This is a genomic window from Pseudarthrobacter sp. lyk4-40-TYG-27 (assembly GCF_030209295.1).
In the GTDB taxonomy this organism is placed as follows: Bacteria; Actinomycetota; Actinomycetes; order Actinomycetales; family Micrococcaceae; genus Arthrobacter.
The window spans coordinates 22,970-44,911 of record NZ_JARVSH010000011.1; the positions used below are offsets into that span (position 1 = coordinate 22,970).

A 21,942-nucleotide genomic window follows, 5' to 3' on the forward strand; every position below is an offset into this window, starting at 1 on the left:
CCGTACCGGGGTGGCCGGGACGGACGGCGTCCCGATTTCGTTTCCGCCGCAGGTGTTTGCTAGGCTAATACCCGCTTCATTCCTCCTTAGCTCAATTGGCAGAGCATTCGACTGTTAATCGAAGGGTTGCTGGTTCAAGTCCAGCAGGAGGAGCGCACAGTCCCCGTTTCGGCCTCCGGAACGGGGACTTTTCTTTGCCCGCGGGCTGTTTGGGCCCGGAAAACCGCCGATTTCCCTTGGGCCGGAATCCTTTGCTAATGTCATACCTGCTTCATTCCTCCTTAGCTCAATTGGCAGAGCATTCGACTGTTAATCGAAGGGTTGCTGGTTCAAGTCCAGCAGGAGGAGCGCAACGGAAAATCCCTGTTCCTCCAGCCGGCGGAACAGGGATTTTTTTGTCTTCGCGGGCAAAGCCTTGGACGCGCCCGGCAGATCAGACGAAGTCCATTTCCACCTGCAGGAATCTTTCGGCCTCCGCGATGGCTGCGTTGAAGGCCTCGTTTTCCGTGGGCGACCTGCGGGGTTCGCGCGGGTTCCATTCGTGCGGGGCCGAGTGGATGCGGACAAAGCCGGCATCCGGCGGGGCGTAGAAAATACCGAACCGCTGGACCGGCCACTCCGGCGAGGTTTCCGGAGCCACCAGCAGGGCTGCATTGAAGGCGGGATTGAACCACTGGGCGATGGGCCGGCGGCGGTCCTCGGTGAACAGCCCCGCGGCGTACAGCGCCGCTGACTGCTGCCCGGCCTGGGCACACAGTCGCTCCCACCACAGTGGCAGGATCCGGGCGTCGCACCGTTGCCATGTGGCCGGAAGTGGCGGTTGGTTCTGCCAGCTGGGCACGGGAATATTTTATCGCGGGAAGGCCCGGGAAGGCAGGTGGCGCGTCCGCAGCCGGGCCTGGCAGTCAGCGGCGTTTCCGGGACCCGGGGTTGATCCGGTACAGCAGGGCTGCGCCGGCCAGCGTGCCCAGGATGATGCCCCAGGCCGGGTTGCCCACGGCCCGGCCGGCAAAATAGCCGACGACGGCGCCGAGCACGGCGCCCAGGAAGAGTCCCCGTCCGTTGCGGTGCGGTTTCCGGCTCATCGGCGGCCTTCCTGGTGGACGTTCGGTGGATCGGCGTTAGTGGATTGAGGGTACCGTGCGCGGGCGGACAACCAGCCACAAGGCCCCGATGGCAAGCAGGATGCATGCGGCCTGCACCGAACCCATCGGCGCCGCGCTGGTAATGCCCAGCCAGCCCACCACGGGGGAAATCAGCCCGGCCATGAGGAACGTGGCCGCACCAAGGAGCGACGCCGCCGTCCCCGCCTGGGCTGCGTGGCCGGCCAGTGCCAGCACTTGGACGCAGGGGAACATGAAGCCTGTCCCCAGGATGTAGAACCACAGCGGGACCATCACTCCCCACAGCCCCAGGCCCATGCGGTCGAACACGACGATCAGCACGGCCATCAGGAACATCCAGGCCGTGGCGCACGCCAGGATCCACTGTGGCGGGACAACCCGGATCAGGCGCGCACTGGTTTGGACGCCGGCAACGATGCCCAGGGAGTTGATGCCAAAGAGCAACCCGTACTGCTGGGCGGAGAAGCCGAACACGTCCTGGAACAGGAAGGGCGACGCCGACAGGTAGGTGAACAGGCCGCCAAAGTTGAATCCGGCCACCATCAGCAGCCCCACGAAGATCCGGTCGCTGAAGAGCGCCTTGTACCGCTGCCGGGCAGTCATGCCGCTCTTGCCGCGCTTCTCCGGCGGAAGCGTCTCGCGCACCAGCAACAGGGCGGCCACGATGACAAGGGTTCCGTAGGAGGCAAGGAACACGAATATTCCGGGCCAGGGCATGACCAGCAGCAGCTGCGAGCCGATCACCGGTGCCAGGATGGGGGCCAGGCCGTTGACCAGCGCCATCCGCGAAAACATCCGTACCATGGCATACCCGGAAAACAGGTCGCGCACCATGGCCATGGCCACCACGCCGCCGCCGGCAGCGCCGACACCCATCAGGACACGGAAGATCCCCAAGGTGGTGATGTCCGCGGACAAGGCCGCACCCACGGACGCTGCGATATGGAGGGCGGTGGCAAGGATCAAGGGTGTCCGGCGGCCAAACTTGTCGCTGAACGGCCCCACCACCAGCTGCCCGAACGCAAAGCCCACGGTGGTGCCGGCCAGCGTCAACTGAACCTGCGCCTCCGTCACGCCCAGGCTCGCCTCCAGCGCAGGAAAAGCGGGCAGGTAAAGGTCGATCGTGAACGGACCCAAGGCCGTCAGGGCGCCCAGGAGGAGGATGTACAGAAGCTTCCGGCGGCGGGTCAGCAGGTCGCCTGGATTGGGGGCATTGGTCACGATCACCAATCCTAGGCCCGGCGGGGGACGTTTTTTCAGCGTTGTAGGCCGCGCCGCCCGGCAAGCCCCGGAGTTCGCCCTGAACCTGAATGATAGTTTGGGTGGCGTGGACTGTGCGGCTGCACATTTCCGCAGGACAACGCAGGCAGTATCGACCCAGACGACCAGTAAGGCGGAACCGATGAGCGGACGTCACAGCGGGCGTACCAGTCCCGGATTGCGCATCACCGCGCTGCCGGGAACGGCACGACTCCTTTTCCGGTTGGCCCCACGCCAGCTCAACGACGAGATCGCCTTCGCCAAGATCGAACTCAAGCGCAAGGGCATCCAGGTTGGGGTGGCCGCAGCGTTCTTCGCCATCGCCCTGGTCTTCGTGGCGTTCCTGGTAGTTGGCCTGATCGTCGCCGCCATCATGGGGCTGGCCACCATCATGCCCGCCTGGCTGGCAGCACTCCTGGTGTCCGCCGCCTTCCTGGTCATCGCCTTGGTCGGCGGCCTGGTAGGCCTTGCGAGGTTCAAGAAAGCCATGCCGCTGGTGCCTGAAGAGACCATCCGCGGCATTAAGTACGATCTCGGCGTCGCCCGCGAAGGGTCCGCCTTCAATCCCGCGGTCCTGGATCCGGACAGCCCGGAAGCAAAGGCAGCGAAGGCTGCAAAGGCCGAAGCCGCCGCCAAGGCCAAGGCCGAGAAGGAAGCCAAGGCCGCCCAGCACGACCAGGAGTTCCCGCACGCTTCCGAGCCCGAGCTGGTTCGCCGGCTCAGCCAGCGCCGGCACCACCTCGCCGAGGTCCGGGATGAACTCGGCACCGAGCTGGACCTCAAGACGCAGGCCCGCTACCTGCTGGCCGCCGCCCAGGTCAAAGCCCGTGAGGCCCAGCTGCTCGCCGCCCGCGGCGCGGACGCGGCATCGCAGCGGTTCGCCGCCGTCGCCGACTCCGCGGACCTGGGCCGCCGCTGGAAGCCGCTGGCAGCCCTCGCAGCGGCCGGTACGGTGCTGGTGGTCCTGCTCCGGCGGCTCCTGCGCGCCAACCAGGCCTGAACAGGTCCGTAACGCACAACCGATAGACCGCGCCGCGGCGCAACAGCAAGGAGAGGGGGACGGGTGAGGTTCATTGGCGCAGGCGCCCGCCCCGGCCGCCCCCAGGTGGACCACGACCGCGTGTTCACCATCCCCAACCTGCTTACCGTGGTGCGGTTCATGGGGGTTCCGCTCTTCATTTGGCTCGTCCTGGCCCAGCGGGAATACGGAGCCGGCGTGGCCGTCCTGGCGGTCATGGCGGGTACGGACTGGATTGACGGCTACATTGCCCGCCGTTTCGACCAAGCTTCCAAACTCGGCCGTGTCCTGGACCCCATTGCTGACCGGCTGGCCCTGCTTGCCGTGGCGGTCACCCTGGTGATCGCCGGCGTCGTGCACTGGCTCTACCTCGCCGCGCTGGTGATTCCCGACGCCATTCTGCTGGTCCTCACGCTCTCCCTTTTCCATGGCCATCCCGACCTCCCCGTCAGTGTTGTGGGCAAGGTCAGGACCGGCCTGCTCCTGCTGGGAACGCCGCTGCTGCTCCTGTCCCGGGTGGACACCGTCGCCGCGGGCCAGCTCCTCGCTGCCGCCTGGGTGGTCCTGGTCCTGGGCCTGGTGGGCCACTGGATTGCCGCCTACAACTACTTCTGGGCCATGCTGCGCAAAGGCCGGGAAACGGAACAACACGACGGCGGTCACGGCTGATGGTGTGGTTCGCCGTCGCGCTGGCGGTCCTGGGTGCCTTCTGCCTGGCCCTCGGTGCCCAGCGCCAGGGGAGTGCCGTCAAAGCCGATACCGGCGGGCTCGCGCTGAGCTCCAACGGTTTCCTCCGGCTGCTGCGCAACCCGCGCTGGATGTTCGGGCTCCTGCTGCTGTGCCTGGGCATGGCCATGAATGCCGTGGCCCTCGTATCAGCCCCGCTGACCGTGGTCCAGCCAATTGGTGCCATTGCCCTGGTGATCACCACGGTGGTTAACGCCCGGGACCAGGACCTCACCATCAACCGCGCCACGGCGGTCTCCATCGCCGCATGCGTCACGGGATCGGCGCTCTTCGTCCTCCTGGCCGTGAACGTGACGCAGGAAAGCCACCACGTCAGCCTTGCAGACGAGCTGACCATCGTGCTGCTCCTCGCCCTCGCGGTGGGCCTGTTCGGTACGCTGGCGGTGACGTTCAGGCACCGCATGAACGCGTTCGTCTACATCCTTGGCGCCGGTATCCTGTTCGGCTTCGTTGCGGTCCTGACCCGGATCATCGGCAAGCACCTCCTGGACCCCAACGGGCTTTTCCTGCTGAACGTGCAGTGGTACTCGGTGGTGGCCATCATCGCTGCCGGCGGCCTGGGCTCCTGGTTTGTCCAGAGCGCTTACTCCACCGGCCCTCCGGACCTGGTGATCGCCGGACTCACGGTGATCGACCCCATGGTGGGCATCGCCATCGGCATCATCATCCTGGGCGAACTGCGCCCCGACGTCCACGCCGTCATGGCCATCGCAATGGGAACGGCGGCGTGCCTTGCTATCGTTGGGGTTATCGCCCTTTCCCGGCACCACCCGGAGGTCACCAAGCGCAAGAAGGACGCGCGCAAGGCCGCCGGCAAACCGAACCAGTAGCCCGTCACCGCACACATCAAGCAAACCATGAGGCCGTGCGCCACCTGCGCCGGCGGCCAACCGTGCTGTCAGTTCCACGCTGCCCGCACCGTGACCATCAGGAGTACTCCACATGACCACGCCAGCCGACCAGCGCCCCCTGACCATCCTGATCGCGGCGGACACCTACCCGCCGGACGTCAACGGCGCCGCCCAGTTCGGATACCGGCTGGCCAAGGGCATGACCGCCCGGGGCCACAACGTCCATGTCCTGGCGTCCCGCGACAGCAAGGGAAAGAGCTTCACCGAATTCCGTGCGGAAGCAACCGTGCACCGGCTCCGCTCGCACCGGGCGTTCACCCACGAGACCTTCCGCATCTGCTTCCCGTGGGAAATCAAGAAGGAAATCAGCCTGCTTTTTGACCGGGTCAAGCCGGACGTGGTGCACATCCAGAGCCACTACATGATCGGCGAGCACGTCCTCTATGAGGCCGTGAAACGCGGCATCAGGGTAGTGGCCACCAACCACTTCATGCCGGAAAACCTCAACCCCTTCCTGCCGTTCCCGCAGTGGTTCAAGGACATCGTCGGCCGGGTTTCCTGGAAGGACATGGGCAAGGTCATGGGCCAGGCCGACGTCGTCACCACGCCCACGCCGCTGGCCGCCAGGGCCATGCATGAGCACGCCTTCCTGCGCAAAGTCCTGCCGCTGTCCAACGGCATCGACTCCGCCGCCTATGAGCTGAAGCCCGGCGAGCGTATTGAGCCGCATGCCCACCCCACGGTGCTCTTCGCCGGCCGCCTGGCCGAAGAAAAGCACGTTGACGTGCTCATCGAAGCCATCGGTAAGACTCCGCCGGAACTGAATGTGCACCTGGAGATCGTGGGCGGCGGCGAAGTACGGCCCGCCCTCGAGGACCTGGTCCTGCGGCTGGGACTTGGCGGCCGGGTGAAATTCCTGGGGCTTGCCAGCGACGAGGAACTGCGCAGGGCCTACATCGCGGCCGACCTCTTCTGCATGCCCGGAACTGCTGAATTGCAGTCGCTGGTGACCCTTGAGGCGATGTCCGCTTCCACCCCCGTGGTCCTTGCCGACGCCATGGCCCTTCCGCATCTGGTGCGCGACGGCGAAAACGGCTACCTGTTTACGCCCAACGACAGCGACGATCTCGCCAAGAAGATCACCCAGGTCCTGGAACTGCCCGAGGAGGAACGGCGCGCCATGGGCAGGGCCAGCCGGGAGATGGTGGAGCCCCACAGTATCCAGGGGACCCTGCAGACCTTCGAGGACCTGTACCGCGGTGCCACCTACGAGGACAAAGTGGTCTGAACCCTTTCCCGGGTTTGCTAGAGTGTTTCTGCCCTGCCGGAGCGCGGCCTTCAGGCCCGCTCCCGGGGTGGTTGGGGGCTATAGCTCAGCTGGTTAGAGCGCGGGACTCATAATCCTAAGGTCCTCGGTTCAAGTCCGAGTAGCCCTACCGCCACACGAAGACCGCGGCCGACAATCCTTGTCGGCCGCGGTCTACTTGGTTAAAGCCCGGGAGTTCTTGGTTAACCGGGCGTCCTCGGGTAAGTTACTGATCAGTAACATCCTGGCCGCCACCGCGGCCCGGTCAGCGCTGATCACCAAAGAAGGTACCCATGCCCGCCTCTGCAGCCGATCCCCGTGAGCTTCCCTACGCTGACGGCGACTTCTTCGCCTTCGAGCAACTCCTCTCGGACAAGGAACGCGACCGGCTGGCCGAAGTCAAGGACTTCCTGGCGCGCGAGGTCCGGCCGATCGCCGTGGACTGCTGGAACCGCGCCGAGTTCCCGATGGACCTGGTGCCCAAGCTCGCCGACGTGGACCTGGTCAGCCCCGTCCGGCGGCAGGGCTACTCCAACCTTTTCGCAGGAATGCTGCACGCCGAGGCCACCCGGGCCGACGCCTCCATCGCCACCTTCCTGGGAGTGCACGACGGGCTGTTCACCGGATCCATCGAACTGCTGGCGTCCCCGGAACAGCAGGCCGAGTGGCTGCCGGACATTTATGCACTGAAGAAGATCGGCGCCTTCGGCCTGACCGAACCGCTGGGCGGCAGCGACGTTGCCGGCGGAACCCGCACCACCGCACGCAAAGACGGTGACCGGTGGATCCTGAACGGGGCCAAGCGCTGGATCGGCAACGCCACCTTCTCGGACTGGGTGGTGGTGTACGCCCGGGATGAGGCGGACAACCAGGTCAAGGGCTTCATGGTGGACACTTCGTTGGCCGGCTTCAGCGCCACAAAGATCGAAAACAAGATATCCCTGCGCACCGTCCAGAACGCCGACATTGTCCTGGATAACGTTGCCGTTCCCGGAGACTTCAAGCTCGCGAACGCCAACAGCTTCCGCGACGTCAACAAAGTCCTGAAGGTCACCCGCCTGGCCGTTGCCTGGCAGGCCGTGGGACTCCAGTTGGCAGCGTTCGACGTTGCCCGGCGCTACGCAGTGGAACGTCAGCAGTTCGGCCGGCCGCTGGCCTCCTTCCAGCTCGTCCAGGACCAGCTGGTGCGGATCCTCGGCAACGCGGTCAGCTCCATGGGCATGATGGTCCGGTTGTCGCAATTGGAGGACGCGGGAGTGGCGAAGGACGAGCAGTCCGCCTTGGCCAAGGCCTTCACCACCGCGCGCATGCGCGAGAGCGTGGCGCTGGGTCGAGGCATCCTTGGCGGCAACGGCATCGTGACCGATTTCGAGATGGCCAAGATCTTCGCCGACGCAGAGGCCATCTACTCCTACGAGGGGACCGCCGAGATCAACACCCTGGTCACGGGCCGGGCCATCACGGGCATCTCGGCCATCGTCTGATCCGCCGCCCGGCCGCGTTCCGGTCAGGGTGCGCCGGCCAGTGGGAGCAGGATGGACGGGCGCAGGTCCAGGACGAACTGGAGCGGATTGACATACTGCTCCCCGTCCCTGACGCCCCAGTGCAGGCACGCCGCCAAGGGGCAGTGGCCGGGGACCACTGTGCCGACCACCTCGCCTGCCGCCACCGGCGTCCCAACGGCCAGCGGGCTGTCCACGGGTTCGAAACTGCTCCGCAGGCCATCACCGTGGTCGATGGTGATCACGGGCCGGTCCACCACGACTCCGACGAAACTCACCGTCCCCGCCGCAGGGGACGCCACGTCGGCGCCGGGCGCGGCGCCGCCAAGGTCGACGCCGCGGTGACCGCTGAGCCAAGGGAGCGGCGGGGGAGAGAAATACCGGAGCACCGGCGGCTTCGGGGCAAGGGGCCAGCGCCAGGCTGCCGTGGCACCAGGCCCGGCAGCCGCCGTCGTGCCCCCGGCCCGCTGGAGTGGTGCCGCGCCGGACCCGGCGGAGCTGCCGGCCTCAACCGGGCCGCCTGCCGTCGCGGAGGCGCCGGCTTCAGCCGGACCGACTGCCGAAACCGGACCGACTGCCGAAACCGGACCGACTGCCGACGGCGGCCCTGCCGATGCCATGGATGCCGGCAGCATCAGCACTGCTGCCAGGAGGATTGATCGTTTCATGGCACCAGCGTGCCCGGGCGTTCCGCAGGCCGGGAGGGGGCAGTCCGGCTATGTGGATAAGCCGGCCCGGGCCCTGCCGGGACGGTCCGGCGCGCAGGGGTCCCTGTAGTACACTTGATGGAGCAGTTTGCTGCGCCCTCAACGCATCCCGTCCCAGTGGTTCACCCCCGCGGTGCCTTCCCCTGTCCGGATTGCGTCGGCACATCTCATTCAGGAGTGTGGGGGAACAGCGGCTGACTACGCGCATCCGGGCCTCCGGGACCCAACGCCACGGCGTTGGCCTTGGAGGACCGGTCTTCCCGCGGTCAGGGCTTTGGTCCTGATGGGACGGCCGGAGGATGCCAGGAGCAAGGCCCGTCCGGGCCACGCTGATCAACCGTCAACTATTGGCAGGGTAAGAAGCCTTCGGGGTTTCTCATGAATGACCTGCCGGAAAATAAGGAGCGTCGGAATGCCCGTCGTAACCATGCGCCAGCTGCTTGACAGCGGCGTCCACTTTGGACACCAGACCCGCCGTTGGAACCCGAAGATGAAGCGCTTCATCTTCACCGAGCGCAACGGCATCTACATCATCGACCTGCAGCAGTCGCTGTCCTACATCGACCGCGCCTACGAGTTCGTCAAGGCCACTGTTGCCCACGGCGGCACCGTGCTGTTCGTCGGTACCAAGAAGCAGGCCCAGGAAGCAATCGCAGAGCAGGCAACCCGCGTGGGCCAGCCCTACGTGAACCAGCGGTGGCTCGGCGGTATGCTGACCAACTTCCAGACTGTCGCCAAGCGTATCCAGCGCATGAAGGAACTCGAAGAGATCGACTTCGACGACGTCGCCGGTTCCGCCTACACCAAGAAGGAGCTCCTGCTCCTCAAGCGTGAACTGACCAAGCTCGAGTCCAACCTCGGCGGTATCCGCAACCTGACCAAGGCGCCGTCCGTGCTCTGGGTTGTCGACACCAAGAAGGAACACCTCGCCGTTGACGAGGCCAAGAAGCTGAACATCCCGGTTGTTGCCATCCTGGACACCAACTGCGATCCCGACGAAGTCGACTTCCCGATCCCGGGCAACGACGACGCCATCCGCTCCGTAAACCTCCTGACCCGCGTTGTCGCCGACGCCGTCGCCGAGGGCCTCATCGCCCGCAACAACCGCGGCACCGGCACCACCGACGCTCCGGAAGAGCCCCTCGCCGAGTGGGAGCGCGAGCTCCTCGAAGGCAACAAGGCGGAAGCCGCTGCCGCTCCGGCCGAAAACGCTGAAGCTCCGGCCGCCGAGGCTCCCGCAGCCGAGGCTCCCGCTGCCGAGGCTCCCGCCGAAGACGCCAAGTAACACACGTCAATCCGGATTCTCCGCGCTGTCCGCAGCCGGAGCTGCTGACAGGATGGCAGCCCACACCCGTGGGCTGCCGTCCTGTCGGTCCGTACACCACCAAACATTTCTAGACAGAGGGGTTCACATGGCGAACTACACTGCCGCTGACATCAAGGCCCTGCGCGAGCGCACCGGCGCCGGCATGATGGACGTCAAGAAGGCTCTTGACGAAGCCAACGGTGACGCCGAGAAGGCCATCGAGATCATCCGCATCAAGGGCCTGAAGGGCGCTACCAAGCGTGAAGGCCGCTCCACCGCCGAAGGCCTGGTGGCCGCAAAGGTCAGCAACGGCGTCGGCGTCATGATCGAGGTCAACTGCGAGACCGACTTCGTTGCCAAGGCTGACAAGTTCATCCAGCTGGCCGACAAGGTCCTGGCCGTCGCCGTCGAGTCCGGCGCTGCCGACCTCGAAACCCTGCTCGCCACCGATGTCGACGGCAAGCCGCTGTCCGAGGTCGTCGTCGAAGAGGGTGCCATCCTGGGCGAGAAGGTTGTGGTTCGCCGCATCTCCCGCATCGAGGGTGCAACGGTCGACGCTTACCTGCACAAGACCTCCAAGGACCTCCCGGCCCAGGTCGGCGTCCTGTTCGCCGTTGACGGTGAAGGCGAAGCCGCAGCCACGGCTGCCCACGACGTCGCCGTCCACATCGCCGCGATGGCTCCGAACTACCTCACCCGTGAGGACGTTCCGGCCGATCTCGTTGAGTCCGAGCGCCGCATCGCCGAGGAGACCGCCAAGGCGGAAGGCAAGCCCGAGGCAGCCCTCACCAAGATCGTTGAAGGCCGCGTGACGGGCTTCTACAAGGGCGAGGTCCTGGTTGACCAGGCATTCGCCAAGGACGCCAAGAAGTCCGTGGCACAGATCCTCGAAGAGGCCGGTGTCAAGGGAACTGCGTTCACGCGTTTCCGCGTCGGCTCCTAGTCGAAACTGCAAGGGGTGGCCACTTCGGTGGCCGCCCCTTTTGCATGCGCCCAATCCGCTGGAAACGCAGCGGCAAGCGCGGCCGGTTCCGAGCACGGGACCCGGCAGGATACCCTTTTTTCAGAATCACCAACGGGAAGGCATCATGGAAGCCGTCAACACTGACATGCATTCAGAGAAGAGCAAGCGGCGGGTCCTCCTGAAGCTCTCCGGCGAGGTCTTCGGCGGCGGGAAACTGGGTGTCGACCCCGAGACCGTCCGCGACGTCGCCAAGCAGATCGCAGCGGCCGTCCCGCAGGTTGAGGTGGCCATCGTGGTAGGTGGCGGCAACTTCTTCCGCGGCGCAGAGTTGTCCCAGAGCGGCATGGACCGCTCACGAGCCGACTACATGGGCATGCTGGGGACCGTCATGAACTGCCTCGCCCTGCAGGACTTCCTGGAGCAGGCCGGAGTGGAAACCCGCGTCCAGAGCGCCATCACCATGGGCCAGGTGGCCGAGGCCTACATCCCACGCCGCGCTATCCGCCACATGGAAAAGGGTCGCGTGGTCATCTTTGGCGCCGGCGCCGGCCTGCCCTACTTCTCCACCGACACGGTAGCCGCCCAGCGGGCCCTGGAAGTCCACGCCGACGTCGTCCTGATGGCCAAGAGCGGAGTGGACGCCGTCTACACGGCAGACCCCAAGAAGGACCCGAGCGCCGAACGCCTCGAAACCCTCAGCTACGACGATGCGCTGCGCCGTGACATCCGGGTCATGGACCAGACTGCCATGACCATGTGCAAGGACAACGACCTCTCGATGGTCGTCTTCGGCATGGAGGGTGAAGGCAACGTCACCCGCGCCATCCTCGGCGAGAAGCTGGGCACGCTGGTCACCGCCTAGCTCCGGCTAGGATGATTTCAGGACAGTTCCGTCCCCGCCTGCGACGGCGGGGACGGAGACAGCAACAGAGAACCACGTGAGTGCAACCGGCGCGATCGGACTGCACCAGAACCGTCAGGAGAGACCGTGATCGAAGAAACCTTGCTCGAAGCCGAAGAAAAGATGGACAAGGCGGTAGAGGTAGCCAAGGAAGACTTCGCGTCCGTCCGCACCGGCCGCGCCAACCCCGGCCTCTACAACAAGGTCCTGGTGGAGTACTACGGGTCGCCCACGCCGCTGCAGCAGCTCGCTTCGTTCGCCATCCCGGACGCCCGCACCATCCTGATCACCCCGTTCGACAAGACCGCCCTCCGGGACATCGAACGCGCCTTGAGCGACTCCGAGGTTGGCGCCAATCCGTCCAACGACGGCAACGTCATCCGCATCACCATTCCTGAGCTGACCAAGGAACGCCGCAAGGAATACGTCAAGATCGTCAAGACCAAGGGCGAGGACGCGAAGATCTCCATCCGCAACATCCGGCGCAAGGCCAAGGAAACGCTGGACCGCCTGGTCAAGGACGGCGAAGCCGGCGAGGACGAAGGCAGCCGGGCCGAGAAGGAACTTGACAGCCTCACCAAGGCCCACGTGGACGGCATCGACGAACTGCTCAAGCGCAAGGAAGCAGAGCTGCTCGAAGTCTGATGGGCCAAGCAGATCAGGCCCCCGCTTCACGGGCCCGCACACGGGGGAAGCAGCCCAGGAGCAACCCGACGCCGAAAGCCGGGCGGAACCTGCCCGCCGCCGTCGTGGTGGGCCTGGCCATGCTGCTGGGCGTGCTGGGCGGCCTGCTGTTCCTCCCGCTGGCGTTCGTAGCGATCGTTACCGCCTTCGCCGTCTTCGGCGTCTGGGAAATCTACCGTGCGCTGGAGGCCAACGGAACCAGGATGCCCATCGTGCCGGTCATGACCGGCACGGTGGCCCTGCCGTTCGCCGCCTACTTCGGCGGCATTGAGAGCCAGCTGTTCGCCCTCCTGCTCAGCGCCGTGGCCGTCCTGCTGTGGCGGTCGATCGAAAGCGCCGCAGGATCGGCCAACAGCATCTTCGCCGGCGTCTTCACGCTGGGTTGGGTTCCGTTCTTCATCAGCTTCGCGGCCCTGCCGCTGCACGCGGCCGGAACCATCCCGCTGGGGCTGTGGCCAGGCGGCCTGGCGCCCATCGGCGCCTGGGAAATTGCAGTCATGCTGCTGCTGGTGGTCTCGAACGACACCTTCGGCTACCTGGTGGGAGCCTCCATCGGGAAGCACCCCATGGCCCCCAAGATCAGCCCCAAGAAGTCCTGGGAGGGCTTCGCCGGATCGGCAGCGGGCGCCATGCTGATCGGCGTCCTGGCCGCCATCTTCGTACTGGACAAGCCGTGGTGGGTAGGCGTGGTCCTCGCGGTGGGAACGGTGGCCGCCGCCACCGCCGGGGACCTGGCCGAGTCCATGGTCAAGCGTGAACTTGGCGTCAAGGACATGAGCAGCATCCTGCCCGGCCACGGCGGCGTGATGGACCGGCTGGACTCCATCGTCTTCGCCTCGCCCGTGGCCTTCATCCTGTACGGACTCGTGGCCGGCGCCTGAGGGATGCCCCGGCGCGGGGCAGCCAACGAGAAACTGGCCCCACGCGGGGCGCCCGTGACACACAACGGGGCCGGAGGGTTGCACCTTCCCCGGCACCTTAAACTGGTGCGGAAGCACTACGGCTGAAGAGCATTGAAGGAATCAAAGTGGCATTGGACATTCATCGGCAGATCCCTGCGTCCTTTGAGCGCGTGCAGCGCAGTGAGTACGGCTACAACGCCAAGCAGGTGGACCAGTTCCTGCAGCGGGCCCGGGTCTCCTTGGAAACCCCCGCGTCCGCAAGCGAGCCCGTCAACAGCTCCGACGTCAGGGCCGTGTCATTCGACCCCGTCAAGGGAGGCTACTCCGCCGCTGTGGTGGACGCCGCGCTGGACCGGCTTGAGGACGCGTTCGCCCGCCGCGAGCGCGATGAACTGATTGCCGCCCGCGGCGAGGAGGCCTGGCTGCGTGAAATCGGAAGCCTTTCGGGCATCCTCCGCGGACGGCTGCACCGGCCGGACGGCGAGCGCTTCCGCCGGCCCACCAAGAAGAAAGCCCGAAGCTACAACACGGCCGACGTCGACCGGTTGTGCCGCGAACTCGTTGCCTACCTGGAGCAGGACAAGCCGCTGAGCGTCGACAGCGTCCGGCGTGCGGTCTTCCGCCCGGCCGTGGGCCGCGACGGCTACGAAGAATCCCAGGTGGACGCGTTCCTGGACCGGGTGGTCGAACTCATGGCGGCCATCGACTGACGAACCGCTCCCGGGAGGCCGCTTAGTCCCCGGCCGGAGGGGTGGGGGAGAGCGGGCTGAACCGCCGCCACACCTCGCGGTAGCTGCGGTAGCCGCGCACTGCGGACACTGCCAGGAACCCGGCACCGCACACAGCTCCCGCCACCGTCGCGGCCGCGATGCCCGCGCCCGCCAGCGACACCAGCAGCCCGGCAAAGATGGCAATCAAGGCGGCGTTCGCCGTCGTCATGAAGATCATGCTGCTCCCGGCCACGTGGCTGAATGTGCCTCGGTGGCCGAAGAAATAGTACGTTTGGACGGAGCCTGCCTCGTCGTCATGGTATGACGCCATCAGGTAGGGGGCCACGCCCGGGTCGAGGTCGACATACGCGGCCCGCAGGCGGTTCATGGCCGTGACGTACATCAGGTCCTCGTGGGCCACGTTCATGACCCGGAGCTGGGTCAGCAGCCCAATCGCGGTGTCAATGAACAGCACCACCACGGCCAAGAGCACGAAGGCTTCCGAGAATCCCGTCGCCTGGCCCACCAAGGCAACACTGACAACGCTCGCGGAAGTGAACGTCAGGAACATGCTGATCCGCGTCAGGACCTCGCTTTGGGCGGTGCTCCGGGATGCCAGCAGGCCCCAGTGTTCCGTGGCGAGCAGCTGCGCCCGAACGGAGGAAGGGACTGCGCCTTCCCGGCGGGACGGCCCGCCGTCCTCGATGGACATGGCGTTATTGTCCACCCGATCACCGTCCGGTTGCCAGCGGCCTTTCCGGGGTGTGCAGGCGCGTCATGGTCCGCGGCATCGTTGCGGGAATACGGTGGGCCGTGGCCCGGGAGACCAGGACCATGACGGCAAAGGCCGTGGGTACACTCCAGGCGGCAGGCTGGGCAAGCCACGCCGGAGTCTGCCCGGAACCGGCCAGCGCCAGCGAGCCGGCGATCATCGCCCCGCCGCAAAGCACGCCGCCGGTCACCATGCCGGCGATCGCCCCTGTGTCCGTCAGGCCACGCCACCAGATGCCCAGCAGGAGGACCGGGCACACCGTCGAGGCAGTAAACGCGAACACCAGTCCCACGCTTCCGGCCAGGGCCAGGGAATCGGTCATGAAGGCAAAGCCCAGCGGCACGACGGCGGATACGACGGCGGCGAGCCGGAAGCCGCGGACGCTTCCGCCCAGGACGTCCTGGCTGATGACGCCGGCCAGGGAGACCACCAGTCCCGAGGTGGTGGAGAGGAACGCGGCGAAGGCCCCGGCCACCACCAGGGCGGAGAGCAGGCTGCCCGCCGTGCCGCCCAGGAATTCACCGGGCAGCCGCAGGACCATGGCGTCCGGCTGGCCCGAACGTGCCAGGTCCGGGGCGAACATCCGCGCCACCAGGCCGTATGCGGTGGGAAACAGGTAGAACACGGACAGCAACCCCAGGACGATCAGCGTGGTGCGCCTCGCGGTGTGTCCGTCCGGGTTGGTGTAGAAACGCACCAGGACGTGCGGCAGCCCCAGCGTTCCGAAGAGCAACGCCACCAGCAGGGAAATATTCTGGTACGGGCCTGCGGGGGCCGCCCCGGTGGGGTTGACGGCGGCCGGGGCCAGCGGTTGCGTGCCCTGGCCGGCCAGCACGAACAAAATGAACAGGATGGGCACGGCCAGCGCCGTGAGCTTGAGCCAGTACTGGAATGCCTGCACGAACGTGATGGACCGCATGCCGCCGGCTGCCACGGTCAGGCACACCACCACCACGACGGCCACCGAGCCGACCCAGGACGGTAGGCCCGTGGTGATGCGGATGGCCAGGGCCGCGCCATGGAGTTGCGGCACGATGTACAGCCAGCCGACCATGACCACCACCAGGCTGGTCACCCTGCGGACGGTCCGTGACGCCAGCCTGGATTCCGTGAAGTCCGGGATGGTGTACGCCCCGGACCTGCGCAGTGGCGCGGCGACGAAAAGCAGCAGCATCAGGTAGCCCGCCGTGTACCCCACGGGGAACCACAGGGCGTCGGTCCCGGACAACAGGATCAGCCCGGCCACGCCAAGGAAGCTGGCGGCGGACAGGTATTCGCCGCCGATCGCGGACGCGTTCCACCATGGCCGCACCGTCCGGGAAGCGACGTAGAAATCCCCGGTGGTGCGCGAGATGCGCAGCCCGTAGAACCCGATGATCGCCGTGGCGAGGGACACCACCGCGACCGCTGTGATGGCGACCCCGGCGTTCACTGCGGCACCACCGGGGCGCCCCGTGCCGCCGGGTTCATTGTTCGCCGGCCAGGTCGCGGTAGCGAGCCTCATTGCGGGCCGCGCTCCTGACATACAGCCACGCGCTCAAACCGATGACCGGGTAGATGCCGAGGCCCAGCAGGAGCCAGTCGAACGGGATACCGGCGATCCTGGTGTCGGCAAGGCCGGGAACCGCGACCAGCACCAGGGGGAACGCGGCCAGGATGAGCAGGAAGCCGCCGGCGACAACCAGTGCCAGCCGCAGCTGCGAGCGGATGAGGGAACGCACGAATACCTGGCCAACCTCGGTGTCCTGGGCGGCTTCGCGTGATTCCAGCGGGCGCGGTCCGCCGCGGCCGGGGCCGCCGGGGGAGGCGTGCGGGGCGGTAACCCGGACCCTGGTCATGCGTGCGGCCTGATCCGGGTTGCTTCCAGCTTCTCCCGCACCGTGGGCAGGTGGCGCCGGCTGATGGGCAGCCCGGCCCCGGCCACGGTCACGCGGGGCCCGTCGGCCGCCAGCTTCATGGAGGACACGTGTTTCAGCGCCACCAGGTAGGAGCGGTGCGTCCGGATGAATCCCGCATCCGCCCACTGTTGTTCCAGGTCGGCCAGGGGCACCCGGATCAGGTAGCTGGCGTCGGCGGTGTGCAGGCGGGCATAGTCGCCCTGCGCCTGGACATACGTGACGTCGTCCCGCCGGATCATCCTGGTGGTCCCGCCCTGGTCCACCGTGATCATCTCCGGCGCGCTGCCGCCGTCGCGCAGTTCACTGATCCGGCCCACGGAGCGCGCCAGGCGTTCGGTGCGGACGGGCTTGAGCAGGTAGTCGACGGCGGCCAGTTCAAACGCTGCCAGGGCATGGTCCTCGTCGGCGGTAACGAACACAACCGCCGGGGGATTGCTGCTCCGGGCGATGAAGCCGGCGATGTCCAGGCCGGACACGGCGGGCATGTGAATGTCCAGGAACACGGCGTCGATGCCGCCGCCCGCCAGGGCTGCGAGGGCTTCCGCGCCGGACGTTGCCCGCAGCACCTTGCCGATGCGCTCATCCCTGCCCAGCAGGAAAGCCAGTTCCTCAACGGCGGGCAGCTCATCATCAACGACGAGGACGTTAATCATGCTCCTAGGGTACTTCCAGCAGCGGGAGCCGCTTCACGCGTCATGTCCGGGCTGGGACTTGGGTACGCGCATGGTGATCAGGGTTCCCTCGCCCGGCGCCGTTTCCACCACCAGCCCGTGGTCGTTGCCGTAAACCTGCCGGAGCCGGGCATCCACGTTCCGCAGCCCCACGTGGTCCCCGTCGGTGTGGCCTGCCAGCACGGACCGGAGCTGTTCCGGATCCATCCCCACGCCGTCGTCCTCGATGGTAACTTCGGCGAAGGCGCCGGCGTCCTCTGCGGTGATGGTGATGTGTCCGGGCCCCGCCTTGGCCTCAAGGCCGTGCCGGACGGCATTCTCCACCAGCGGCTGCAGGCTCAGGAAGGGGATGACGGTGCTGAGGACCTCGGGGGCTACGCGCAGGCTGACCTGGACGCGTTCGCCAAACCGGGCCCGTTCCAGCAACAGGTAGCGGTCGATGCAGCGGAGTTCCTCTGCAAGGGTGGTGAAGTCGCCGTGCCGCCGGAACGAGTACCGGGTGAAGTCGGCAAACTCCACCACGAGCTCCCTGGCCCGCTCGGGATCCGTGTTGATGAACGAGGCGATGGCGTTCAGCGAGTTGTAGATGAAGTGCGGGCTGATCTGCGCTCGAAGCGCCCGCACTTCCGCCTCCATCAACAGCGTGCGGGATGCGTCCAGCTCCGCGAGTTCCACCTGCACCGCAACCCAGTCGGCCACTTCCCCCGTTGCACGGACGAGGCCCGCGCCGGCCGTGGGGGCGAACGCCGCCACCGCGCCCACCACGCGGGTGCCGGCCCGCACCGGGGCGATAACTGCGGCCAGGGGCCCGCCGGTTCCCTCCGCGCCCGCAGGAAGCACGGCCGCCCGGCCTGATTCCATGGCGCCGGCGGCGAGCTGCATCAGCCGCGCCCGGATTTCCTCAGCGCCGCCATCCCAGGCCAGGACGCCGGACGTGTCGGTTATGGCCAATGCGTCGCAGCCCAGCAGGGAGCGAAGCTGGCGGGCGGCCTTCGCGGCTCCTGACGGGTTCAGCCCGCGGCGCAGGTGCTGGCCTGCCTGGGAGGCGGCGTGCAGCGTGCGGTAGGTGGCCCGCTCGGCGTCCGTGCCCAGCTCCCTGAAGGAACGGAGCACCTTCAGGCCCACGCCGACGACGACGGCAATGGCCATTGCGATCAGCGCCACTGCCGCGGCGGTCAGGAGGGGGGAGTCCGGCATGGTGCCCAGCGTAGCGGCGGGTGCCGTTTGCCGCAGCATCGCAGCCGTTGAGCGACCCCGCGCCGCGTAGTTCTGGAATACCGCGCCGGACAGGCCGCAGAGTGATTGCAGTCACATCTGCGGTTTCCCTGGCAGAATTCCCGGGCAGTTTCCTGCCGCGGGCCCTGCCGCCCGGTGTGTACCCGCATGACTCAATGAGGAGGAACGATGGGTAACGAGGCCCATACTCCGGACGCAGCGGCGTCCGTGGACTTCGAGCAAGTCCAGTCGACCGGGCAGTTCCAGGAACTGCGCAGGCGTCACCGCAGCTTTGTCTTCCCCATGGCAGTGGCCTTCCTGCTGTGGTATTTCGCTTACGTCCTCCTGGCCGATTATGCGGTGGACTTCATGTCCACCAAGGTTTGGGGCAACATCAACGTCGGCCTGATCCTGGGGCTGCTCCAGTTCGTCTCGACCTTCGCCATCACCGGCTGGTACGTGCACTACTCCAACCGGAAACTGGACCCGATCGCCACCGAAATCAGGAATGAGATCGAGGGGCACGAATTCGACAAGGACGGACACCGAGTGGGCGGAGCCAACAAATGATTGCAATCCCAGCCGCCGTGGATGTTGCCGCGCTCAAAGACACCACCCTCTTGAACATGGGCATCTTCGGCCTGTTCGTGGCCGTGACCATGGTGATCGTGTTCCGTGCCAGCCGGAACAACAAGACCGCCGCCGACTACTACGCCGCCGGCCGGTCGTTCACCGGCTCGCAAAACGGCACCGCCATCGCCGGGGACTACCTGTCGGCGGCATCCTTCCTGGGCATCACCGGCGCCATCGCCATCAACGGCTATGACGGCTTCATGTACTCCATCGGCTTCCTCGTGGCGTGGCTCGTGGCGCTGCTCCTGGTGGCCGAACTGCTGCGGAACACCGGCAAATTCACCATGGCGGACGTCCTGTCCTTCCGGCTGAAGCAGCGCCCGGTCCGGATAGCGGCGGCCATCTCCACCCTTGCCGTCTGCTTCTTCTACCTGCTGGCCCAGATGGCCGGTGCGGGAAGCCTGATCTCCCTCCTGCTGGGCATCAGTGACTGGGGCGGACAGGCGCTGGTAATCATCGTCGTCGGCGCCCTCATGATCATGTACGTCCTGATCGGCGGCATGAAGGGCACCACGTGGGTGCAGATCATCAAAGCCATGCTGCTGATCGCCGGCGCCGCCGTCATGACGCTGTGGGTCCTGGCCATCTACGGCTTCAACCTCTCCGCCCTCCTGGGCGGCGCCGTGGAAACCGCCAACAACCCGGCCGTCCTGAACCCCGGCCTGCAGTACGGCAAGACGGAAACCTCGAAGCTGGACTTCATGTCCCTGGGCCTGGCCCTGGTCCTGGGCACGGCAGCCCTGCCGCACGTGCTGATGCGCTTCTACACCGTGCCCACGGCCAAGGAGGCCCGGAAATCCGTGGTGTGGTCCATCTGGCTGATCGGCCTGTTCTACCTCTTCACCCTGGTGCTCGGCTACGGCGCAGCCGCCCTGGTGGGCGCTGACACCATCAAGAGCGCCCCCGGCGGCGTCAACGCGGCCGCCCCGCTGCTGGCCTTCCACCTGGGCGGCCCGCTGCTGCTCGGCTTCATCTCCGCGGTAGCGTTCGCCACCATCCTGGCCGTGGTGGCCGGGCTGACCATCACCGCCGCCGCTTCCTTCGCGCACGACATCTACGCCAACGTCATCGCCAAGGGCAAGGCCGACGCCGCCACGGAAGTCCGGGTGGCCCGGCGCACCGTGGTGGTGATCGGCATCCTGGCCATCCTGGGCGGCATCTTCGCCAACGGCCAGAACGTGGCCTTCCTGGTGGCCCTGGCCTTCGCCGTCGCCGCGTCCGCCAACCTGCCCACCATCATCTACTCGCTGTTCTGGCGGAAGTTCACCACCCAGGGCGCGGTGTGGAGCATGTACGGCGGCCTGGCGTCGGCGATCCTGCTCATCGTTTTCTCCCCGGTGGTTTCCGGTGCCAAGACCTCGATGATCCCGGGCGCCAACTTCGCCCTCTTCCCGCTCAGCAACCCCGGCATCGTGTCCATCCCGCTGGCGTTCCTGCTGGGCTGGCTGGGCACCACGCTGGACAAGCGGCGCGAGGACCCGGCCAAGCAGGCCGAAATGGAAGTGCGCTCGCTGACGGGCATCGGGGCTGAAAAGGCGGTGGACCACTAACTGACGCCGGGCAGCCCGGAACACGGAAGAGCCTCCATGCCGCTGGTGCGGTGTGGAGGCTCTTTTGTTGTGCAGCGGTGCAGCCGTGGGCGGCTTTCGCCGTTGCGTTTCATCGTTGATGGTGGCCGGCCGGGGCCAGGTTTCCGTGTTCTCCGTGCGGGACGGCGTACTGGCCCGCCGTCGACGCAGCGAGTCCCGGCGTCGCTATTCCCGCCACCAGCACGGCGCCGGCGAAGGCTGCCGCAAGCAGCCGTCCGGGCCGGACCGATCCCGCCGTACCGCTGCCTGCCCGCGGCCCGCCTTCCCGGCGTGCTTCCGTCCGCCCGAGCCAGCCAAGGGACGCAATGATCATCAGCGTCAGCAGCAGGGCGGAGAGCTGCGTGAGGTTGAGCCCGGACGTCCGCGGAGCGGCGAAGGCGATGGCCGCCACATGGACTGCTGCGGCGCCTCCCAAGGCATACCGCACCCGGCGGCCGCCCGCCGCAGGCTCCTTGGCCAGGAACACGATGGCTCCCGCCAGCAGGGCGGTGCCCCACAGCGCGGCTGCCGCACCGGCGGCAAGCCCGAGAGGTTGCGCGGGCCCGGCTGCCGCGGCGAAGAAGCTGGACGCGATGGCCAGGTTGACCGATCCCGCGCCGAAGCCGGCGAACCCGGCAACAAGCCGGACGGCCGGGACGGCAGGGGACGCCGCCCAGGCAGGGGCGGCAGCAGCAGCCCCCGGAGCCGCCGGGCCGGAGGCGGCCATGCCGGATGCCGCCATGGCTATGCCCGGGCAGCGGCCGGGGACTTGTCCAGGGACAGGCCCACGCCCAGGAGCAGGACGGCGCTGGCGAGGTGCAGGACGTTGTCGGCACCGTTCAGGGCGATGATGTTCAGCGGCGAGTCCAGCAGGAACAAGCCCACGATGCCCACCAGGAGGTAAACGGCGCCCACGGTGGCGTTGAGGGTGCGTGCGGTGTCCGTCCCGCGGAGTCCGGCGAACAGCAGGGCCGCGCCAATGGCCAGGTGGATGACGTTGTGGAGCGGGTTGACCTCGAAGATGATCAGGTTCGCGCCTTCGGTGGCGACGAATCCGACGCCGGACGTGACGGCAAAGCCGAGGAGGCCCACCAGCAGGTAGACGGCTCCGAAAACGGTGGCGACGAGACGGTTGGGTGAGTTGCGCATGGGACGAATCCTTCCTAGGGCGGGGACAGTTCCCCGAACGCCGGGCCCGGACGG

Annotated in this window: 24 protein-coding genes and 3 tRNA genes; 16 read left to right on the plus strand and 11 right to left on the minus strand. The window is 66.9% G+C overall.

Translation table 11 applies throughout. The annotated features are described in order from the left end of the window. Nucleotides 1-80: 80 nt before the first annotated feature. Together QRM96_RS18185 and QRM96_RS18190 are read left to right on the plus strand one after the other, a co-directional pair. Nucleotides 81-153, plus strand: a tRNA-Asn gene (locus QRM96_RS18185). 122 nt (nt 154-275) lie between these two features. Further along, nucleotides 276-348, plus strand: a tRNA-Asn gene (locus QRM96_RS18190). A gap of 85 nt (nt 349-433) precedes the next feature. Here the strand turns inward: QRM96_RS18190 and QRM96_RS18195 are convergent. The 3 genes from QRM96_RS18195 to QRM96_RS18205 all read right to left on the minus strand — a co-directional run bounded on the left by QRM96_RS18195 (nt 434) and on the right by QRM96_RS18205 (nt 2,351). Further along, nucleotides 434-841: a hypothetical protein gene (locus QRM96_RS18195; RefSeq protein WP_018763419.1), complete on the minus strand. Its 408-nt coding sequence runs from the start codon at nt 839-841 to the stop codon at nt 434-436. A 64-nt stretch (nt 842-905) separates the two neighbouring features. Then, a complete protein-coding gene (locus QRM96_RS18200; protein ID WP_018763420.1) occupies nt 906-1,085 on the minus strand; it encodes a glycine zipper 2TM domain-containing protein in 180 nt (59 codons plus the stop codon). Nucleotides 1,086-1,121: 36 nt separating this feature from the next. Beyond that, nucleotides 1,122-2,351, minus strand: a complete 1,230-nt coding sequence (locus tag QRM96_RS18205; RefSeq protein WP_018763421.1) for a multidrug effflux MFS transporter — start codon at nt 2,349-2,351, stop codon at nt 1,122-1,124. A 175-nt stretch (nt 2,352-2,526) separates the two neighbouring features. Between QRM96_RS18205 and QRM96_RS18210 the strand changes: the two genes are divergently transcribed. The 6 genes from QRM96_RS18210 (at nt 2,527) to QRM96_RS18235 (ending at nt 7,790) form a co-directional block, all read left to right on the plus strand. Further along, nucleotides 2,527-3,384, plus strand: a complete 858-nt coding sequence (locus QRM96_RS18210; protein ID WP_026265057.1) for a phage holin family protein — start codon at nt 2,527-2,529, stop codon at nt 3,382-3,384. A 63-nt stretch (nt 3,385-3,447) separates the two neighbouring features. Then, a complete protein-coding gene (locus tag QRM96_RS18215; RefSeq protein WP_285320505.1) occupies nt 3,448-4,071 on the plus strand; it encodes a CDP-alcohol phosphatidyltransferase family protein in 624 nt (207 codons plus the stop codon). After that, nucleotides 4,071-4,979 carry a DMT family transporter gene (locus QRM96_RS18220; RefSeq protein ID WP_018763424.1) on the plus strand — a complete coding sequence of 303 codons (909 nt, stop codon included), beginning with the start codon at nt 4,071-4,073 and terminating at the stop codon, nt 4,977-4,979. Before QRM96_RS18215 ends, QRM96_RS18220 begins: the two co-directional genes overlap by 1 nt. 112 nt (nt 4,980-5,091) lie before the next feature. Further along, nucleotides 5,092-6,288, plus strand: a complete 1,197-nt coding sequence (locus QRM96_RS18225; protein WP_018763425.1) for a glycosyltransferase — start codon at nt 5,092-5,094, stop codon at nt 6,286-6,288. A gap of 74 nt (nt 6,289-6,362) precedes the next feature. Next, nucleotides 6,363-6,436, plus strand: a tRNA-Ile gene (locus QRM96_RS18230). Between the two features lie 163 nt (nt 6,437-6,599). After that, entirely contained in the window at nt 6,600-7,790 is a 1,191-nt protein-coding gene (locus QRM96_RS18235; RefSeq protein WP_285320506.1) for an acyl-CoA dehydrogenase family protein, read from the plus strand. Between the two features lie 23 nt (nt 7,791-7,813). Here QRM96_RS18235 and QRM96_RS18240 read toward each other — a convergent pair whose 3' ends face one another. After that, nucleotides 7,814-8,476 carry a M23 family metallopeptidase gene (locus QRM96_RS18240; protein WP_285320507.1) on the minus strand — a complete coding sequence of 221 codons (663 nt, stop codon included), beginning with the start codon at nt 8,474-8,476 and terminating at the stop codon, nt 7,814-7,816. A gap of 451 nt (nt 8,477-8,927) precedes the next feature. On the opposite strand from QRM96_RS18240, the gene rpsB reads away from it, so the two are divergent. The 6 genes from rpsB to QRM96_RS18270 all read left to right on the plus strand — a co-directional run bounded on the left by rpsB (nt 8,928) and on the right by QRM96_RS18270 (nt 13,982). Next, nucleotides 8,928-9,800 (plus strand): 30S ribosomal protein S2, encoded by an 873-nt coding sequence (gene rpsB / locus QRM96_RS18245; protein ID WP_109044945.1) that lies wholly within the window; start codon nt 8,928-8,930, stop codon nt 9,798-9,800. Nucleotides 9,801-9,927: 127 nt separating this feature from the next. After that, nucleotides 9,928-10,764 (plus strand): translation elongation factor Ts, encoded by an 837-nt coding sequence (tsf, locus tag QRM96_RS18250; RefSeq protein WP_018763429.1) that lies wholly within the window; start codon nt 9,928-9,930, stop codon nt 10,762-10,764. Nucleotides 10,765-10,909: 145 nt separating this feature from the next. Continuing rightward, the gene (gene pyrH, locus QRM96_RS18255) at nt 10,910-11,647 is read left to right on the plus strand and encodes a UMP kinase (protein WP_018763430.1); all 738 of its coding nucleotides are present in this window, start codon (nt 10,910-10,912) and stop codon (nt 11,645-11,647) included. Nucleotides 11,648-11,773: 126 nt separating this feature from the next. Next, nucleotides 11,774-12,331 carry a ribosome recycling factor gene (gene frr, locus QRM96_RS18260; protein WP_018763431.1) on the plus strand — a complete coding sequence of 186 codons (558 nt, stop codon included), beginning with the start codon at nt 11,774-11,776 and terminating at the stop codon, nt 12,329-12,331. After that, entirely contained in the window at nt 12,331-13,251 is a 921-nt protein-coding gene (locus QRM96_RS18265) for a phosphatidate cytidylyltransferase (RefSeq protein WP_018763432.1), read from the plus strand. Before frr ends, QRM96_RS18265 begins: the two co-directional genes overlap by 1 nt. A gap of 146 nt (nt 13,252-13,397) precedes the next feature. Continuing rightward, nucleotides 13,398-13,982: a DivIVA domain-containing protein gene (locus QRM96_RS18270; RefSeq protein ID WP_285320508.1), complete on the plus strand. Its 585-nt coding sequence runs from the start codon at nt 13,398-13,400 to the stop codon at nt 13,980-13,982. A gap of 22 nt (nt 13,983-14,004) precedes the next feature. Here QRM96_RS18270 and QRM96_RS18275 read toward each other — a convergent pair whose 3' ends face one another. Genes QRM96_RS18275 through QRM96_RS18295 form a run of 5 tightly spaced genes read right to left on the minus strand, consistent with a single transcriptional unit; the run spans nt 14,005 to nt 18,520 of the window. Next, nucleotides 14,005-14,694 (minus strand): hypothetical protein, encoded by a 690-nt coding sequence (locus QRM96_RS18275; protein ID WP_043424430.1) that lies wholly within the window; start codon nt 14,692-14,694, stop codon nt 14,005-14,007. A gap of 19 nt (nt 14,695-14,713) precedes the next feature. Continuing rightward, nucleotides 14,714-16,186: a sodium/solute symporter gene (locus QRM96_RS18280; RefSeq protein WP_285320534.1), complete on the minus strand. Its 1,473-nt coding sequence runs from the start codon at nt 16,184-16,186 to the stop codon at nt 14,714-14,716. A 34-nt stretch (nt 16,187-16,220) separates the two neighbouring features. After that, nucleotides 16,221-16,592, minus strand: a complete 372-nt coding sequence (locus QRM96_RS18285; RefSeq protein ID WP_133832624.1) for a DUF485 domain-containing protein — start codon at nt 16,590-16,592, stop codon at nt 16,221-16,223. Continuing rightward, nucleotides 16,589-17,305, minus strand: coding sequence for a LytR/AlgR family response regulator transcription factor (locus tag QRM96_RS18290; RefSeq protein WP_018763437.1), 717 nt, complete (start codon nt 17,303-17,305; stop codon nt 16,589-16,591). Before QRM96_RS18290 ends, QRM96_RS18285 begins: the two co-directional genes overlap by 4 nt. A gap of 33 nt (nt 17,306-17,338) precedes the next feature. After that, on the minus strand, nt 17,339-18,520 hold the full coding sequence (locus QRM96_RS18295) for a sensor histidine kinase (RefSeq protein ID WP_109044970.1): 1,182 nt from the start codon (nt 18,518-18,520) through the stop codon (nt 17,339-17,341). Between the two features lie 207 nt (nt 18,521-18,727). On the opposite strand from QRM96_RS18295, the gene QRM96_RS18300 reads away from it, so the two are divergent. Continuing rightward, nucleotides 18,728-19,108 (plus strand): DUF485 domain-containing protein, encoded by a 381-nt coding sequence (locus QRM96_RS18300; protein ID WP_018763439.1) that lies wholly within the window; start codon nt 18,728-18,730, stop codon nt 19,106-19,108. Further along, the gene (locus tag QRM96_RS18305; RefSeq protein ID WP_018763440.1) at nt 19,105-20,721 is read left to right on the plus strand and encodes a monocarboxylic acid transporter; all 1,617 of its coding nucleotides are present in this window, start codon (nt 19,105-19,107) and stop codon (nt 20,719-20,721) included. The genes QRM96_RS18300 and QRM96_RS18305 overlap by 4 nt, the downstream gene beginning before the upstream one ends. A gap of 109 nt (nt 20,722-20,830) precedes the next feature. Here the strand turns inward: QRM96_RS18305 and QRM96_RS18310 are convergent, their stop codons facing one another. Continuing rightward, nucleotides 20,831-21,481: a hypothetical protein gene (locus QRM96_RS18310; protein WP_285320509.1), complete on the minus strand. Its 651-nt coding sequence runs from the start codon at nt 21,479-21,481 to the stop codon at nt 20,831-20,833. Nucleotides 21,482-21,483: 2 nt separating this feature from the next. Further along, nucleotides 21,484-21,888 carry a DUF4383 domain-containing protein gene (locus QRM96_RS18315; RefSeq protein ID WP_018763442.1) on the minus strand — a complete coding sequence of 135 codons (405 nt, stop codon included), beginning with the start codon at nt 21,886-21,888 and terminating at the stop codon, nt 21,484-21,486. Nucleotides 21,889-21,942: the final 54 nt, after the last annotated feature.

Excerpts from the sequence above, each read along its gene's own strand:
- QRM96_RS18265 (WP_018763432.1), top strand. The coding sequence starts at position 12,331 with ATGGGCCAAGCAGATCAGGCCCCCGCTTCACGGGCCCGCACACGGGGG.
- QRM96_RS18240 (WP_285320507.1), bottom strand. The coding sequence starts at position 8,476 with ATGAAACGATCAATCCTCCTGGCAGCAGTGCTGATGCTGCCGGCATCC.
- tsf (WP_018763429.1), top strand. The coding sequence starts at position 9,928 with ATGGCGAACTACACTGCCGCTGACATCAAGGCCCTGCGCGAGCGCACC.
- QRM96_RS18275 (WP_043424430.1), bottom strand. The coding sequence starts at position 14,694 with ATGTCCATCGAGGACGGCGGGCCGTCCCGCCGGGAAGGCGCAGTCCCT.
- QRM96_RS18300 (WP_018763439.1), top strand. The coding sequence starts at position 18,728 with ATGGGTAACGAGGCCCATACTCCGGACGCAGCGGCGTCCGTGGACTTC.
- QRM96_RS18290 (WP_018763437.1), bottom strand. The coding sequence starts at position 17,305 with ATGATTAACGTCCTCGTCGTTGATGATGAGCTGCCCGCCGTTGAGGAA.
- rpsB (WP_109044945.1), top strand. The coding sequence starts at position 8,928 with ATGCCCGTCGTAACCATGCGCCAGCTGCTTGACAGCGGCGTCCACTTT.
- QRM96_RS18210 (WP_026265057.1), top strand. The coding sequence starts at position 2,527 with ATGAGCGGACGTCACAGCGGGCGTACCAGTCCCGGATTGCGCATCACC.
- QRM96_RS18295 (WP_109044970.1), bottom strand. The coding sequence starts at position 18,520 with ATGCCGGACTCCCCCCTCCTGACCGCCGCGGCAGTGGCGCTGATCGCA.
- QRM96_RS18200 (WP_018763420.1), bottom strand. The coding sequence starts at position 1,085 with ATGAGCCGGAAACCGCACCGCAACGGACGGGGACTCTTCCTGGGCGCC.
- QRM96_RS18220 (WP_018763424.1), top strand. The coding sequence starts at position 4,071 with ATGGTGTGGTTCGCCGTCGCGCTGGCGGTCCTGGGTGCCTTCTGCCTG.
- QRM96_RS18225 (WP_018763425.1), top strand. The coding sequence starts at position 5,092 with ATGACCACGCCAGCCGACCAGCGCCCCCTGACCATCCTGATCGCGGCG.
- QRM96_RS18235 (WP_285320506.1), top strand. The coding sequence starts at position 6,600 with ATGCCCGCCTCTGCAGCCGATCCCCGTGAGCTTCCCTACGCTGACGGC.
- QRM96_RS18310 (WP_285320509.1), bottom strand. The coding sequence starts at position 21,481 with ATGGCGGCATCCGGCATGGCCGCCTCCGGCCCGGCGGCTCCGGGGGCT.
- QRM96_RS18305 (WP_018763440.1), top strand. The coding sequence starts at position 19,105 with ATGATTGCAATCCCAGCCGCCGTGGATGTTGCCGCGCTCAAAGACACC.
- pyrH (WP_018763430.1), top strand. The coding sequence starts at position 10,910 with ATGGAAGCCGTCAACACTGACATGCATTCAGAGAAGAGCAAGCGGCGG.
- QRM96_RS18315 (WP_018763442.1), bottom strand. The coding sequence starts at position 21,888 with ATGCGCAACTCACCCAACCGTCTCGTCGCCACCGTTTTCGGAGCCGTC.
- QRM96_RS18285 (WP_133832624.1), bottom strand. The coding sequence starts at position 16,592 with ATGACCAGGGTCCGGGTTACCGCCCCGCACGCCTCCCCCGGCGGCCCC.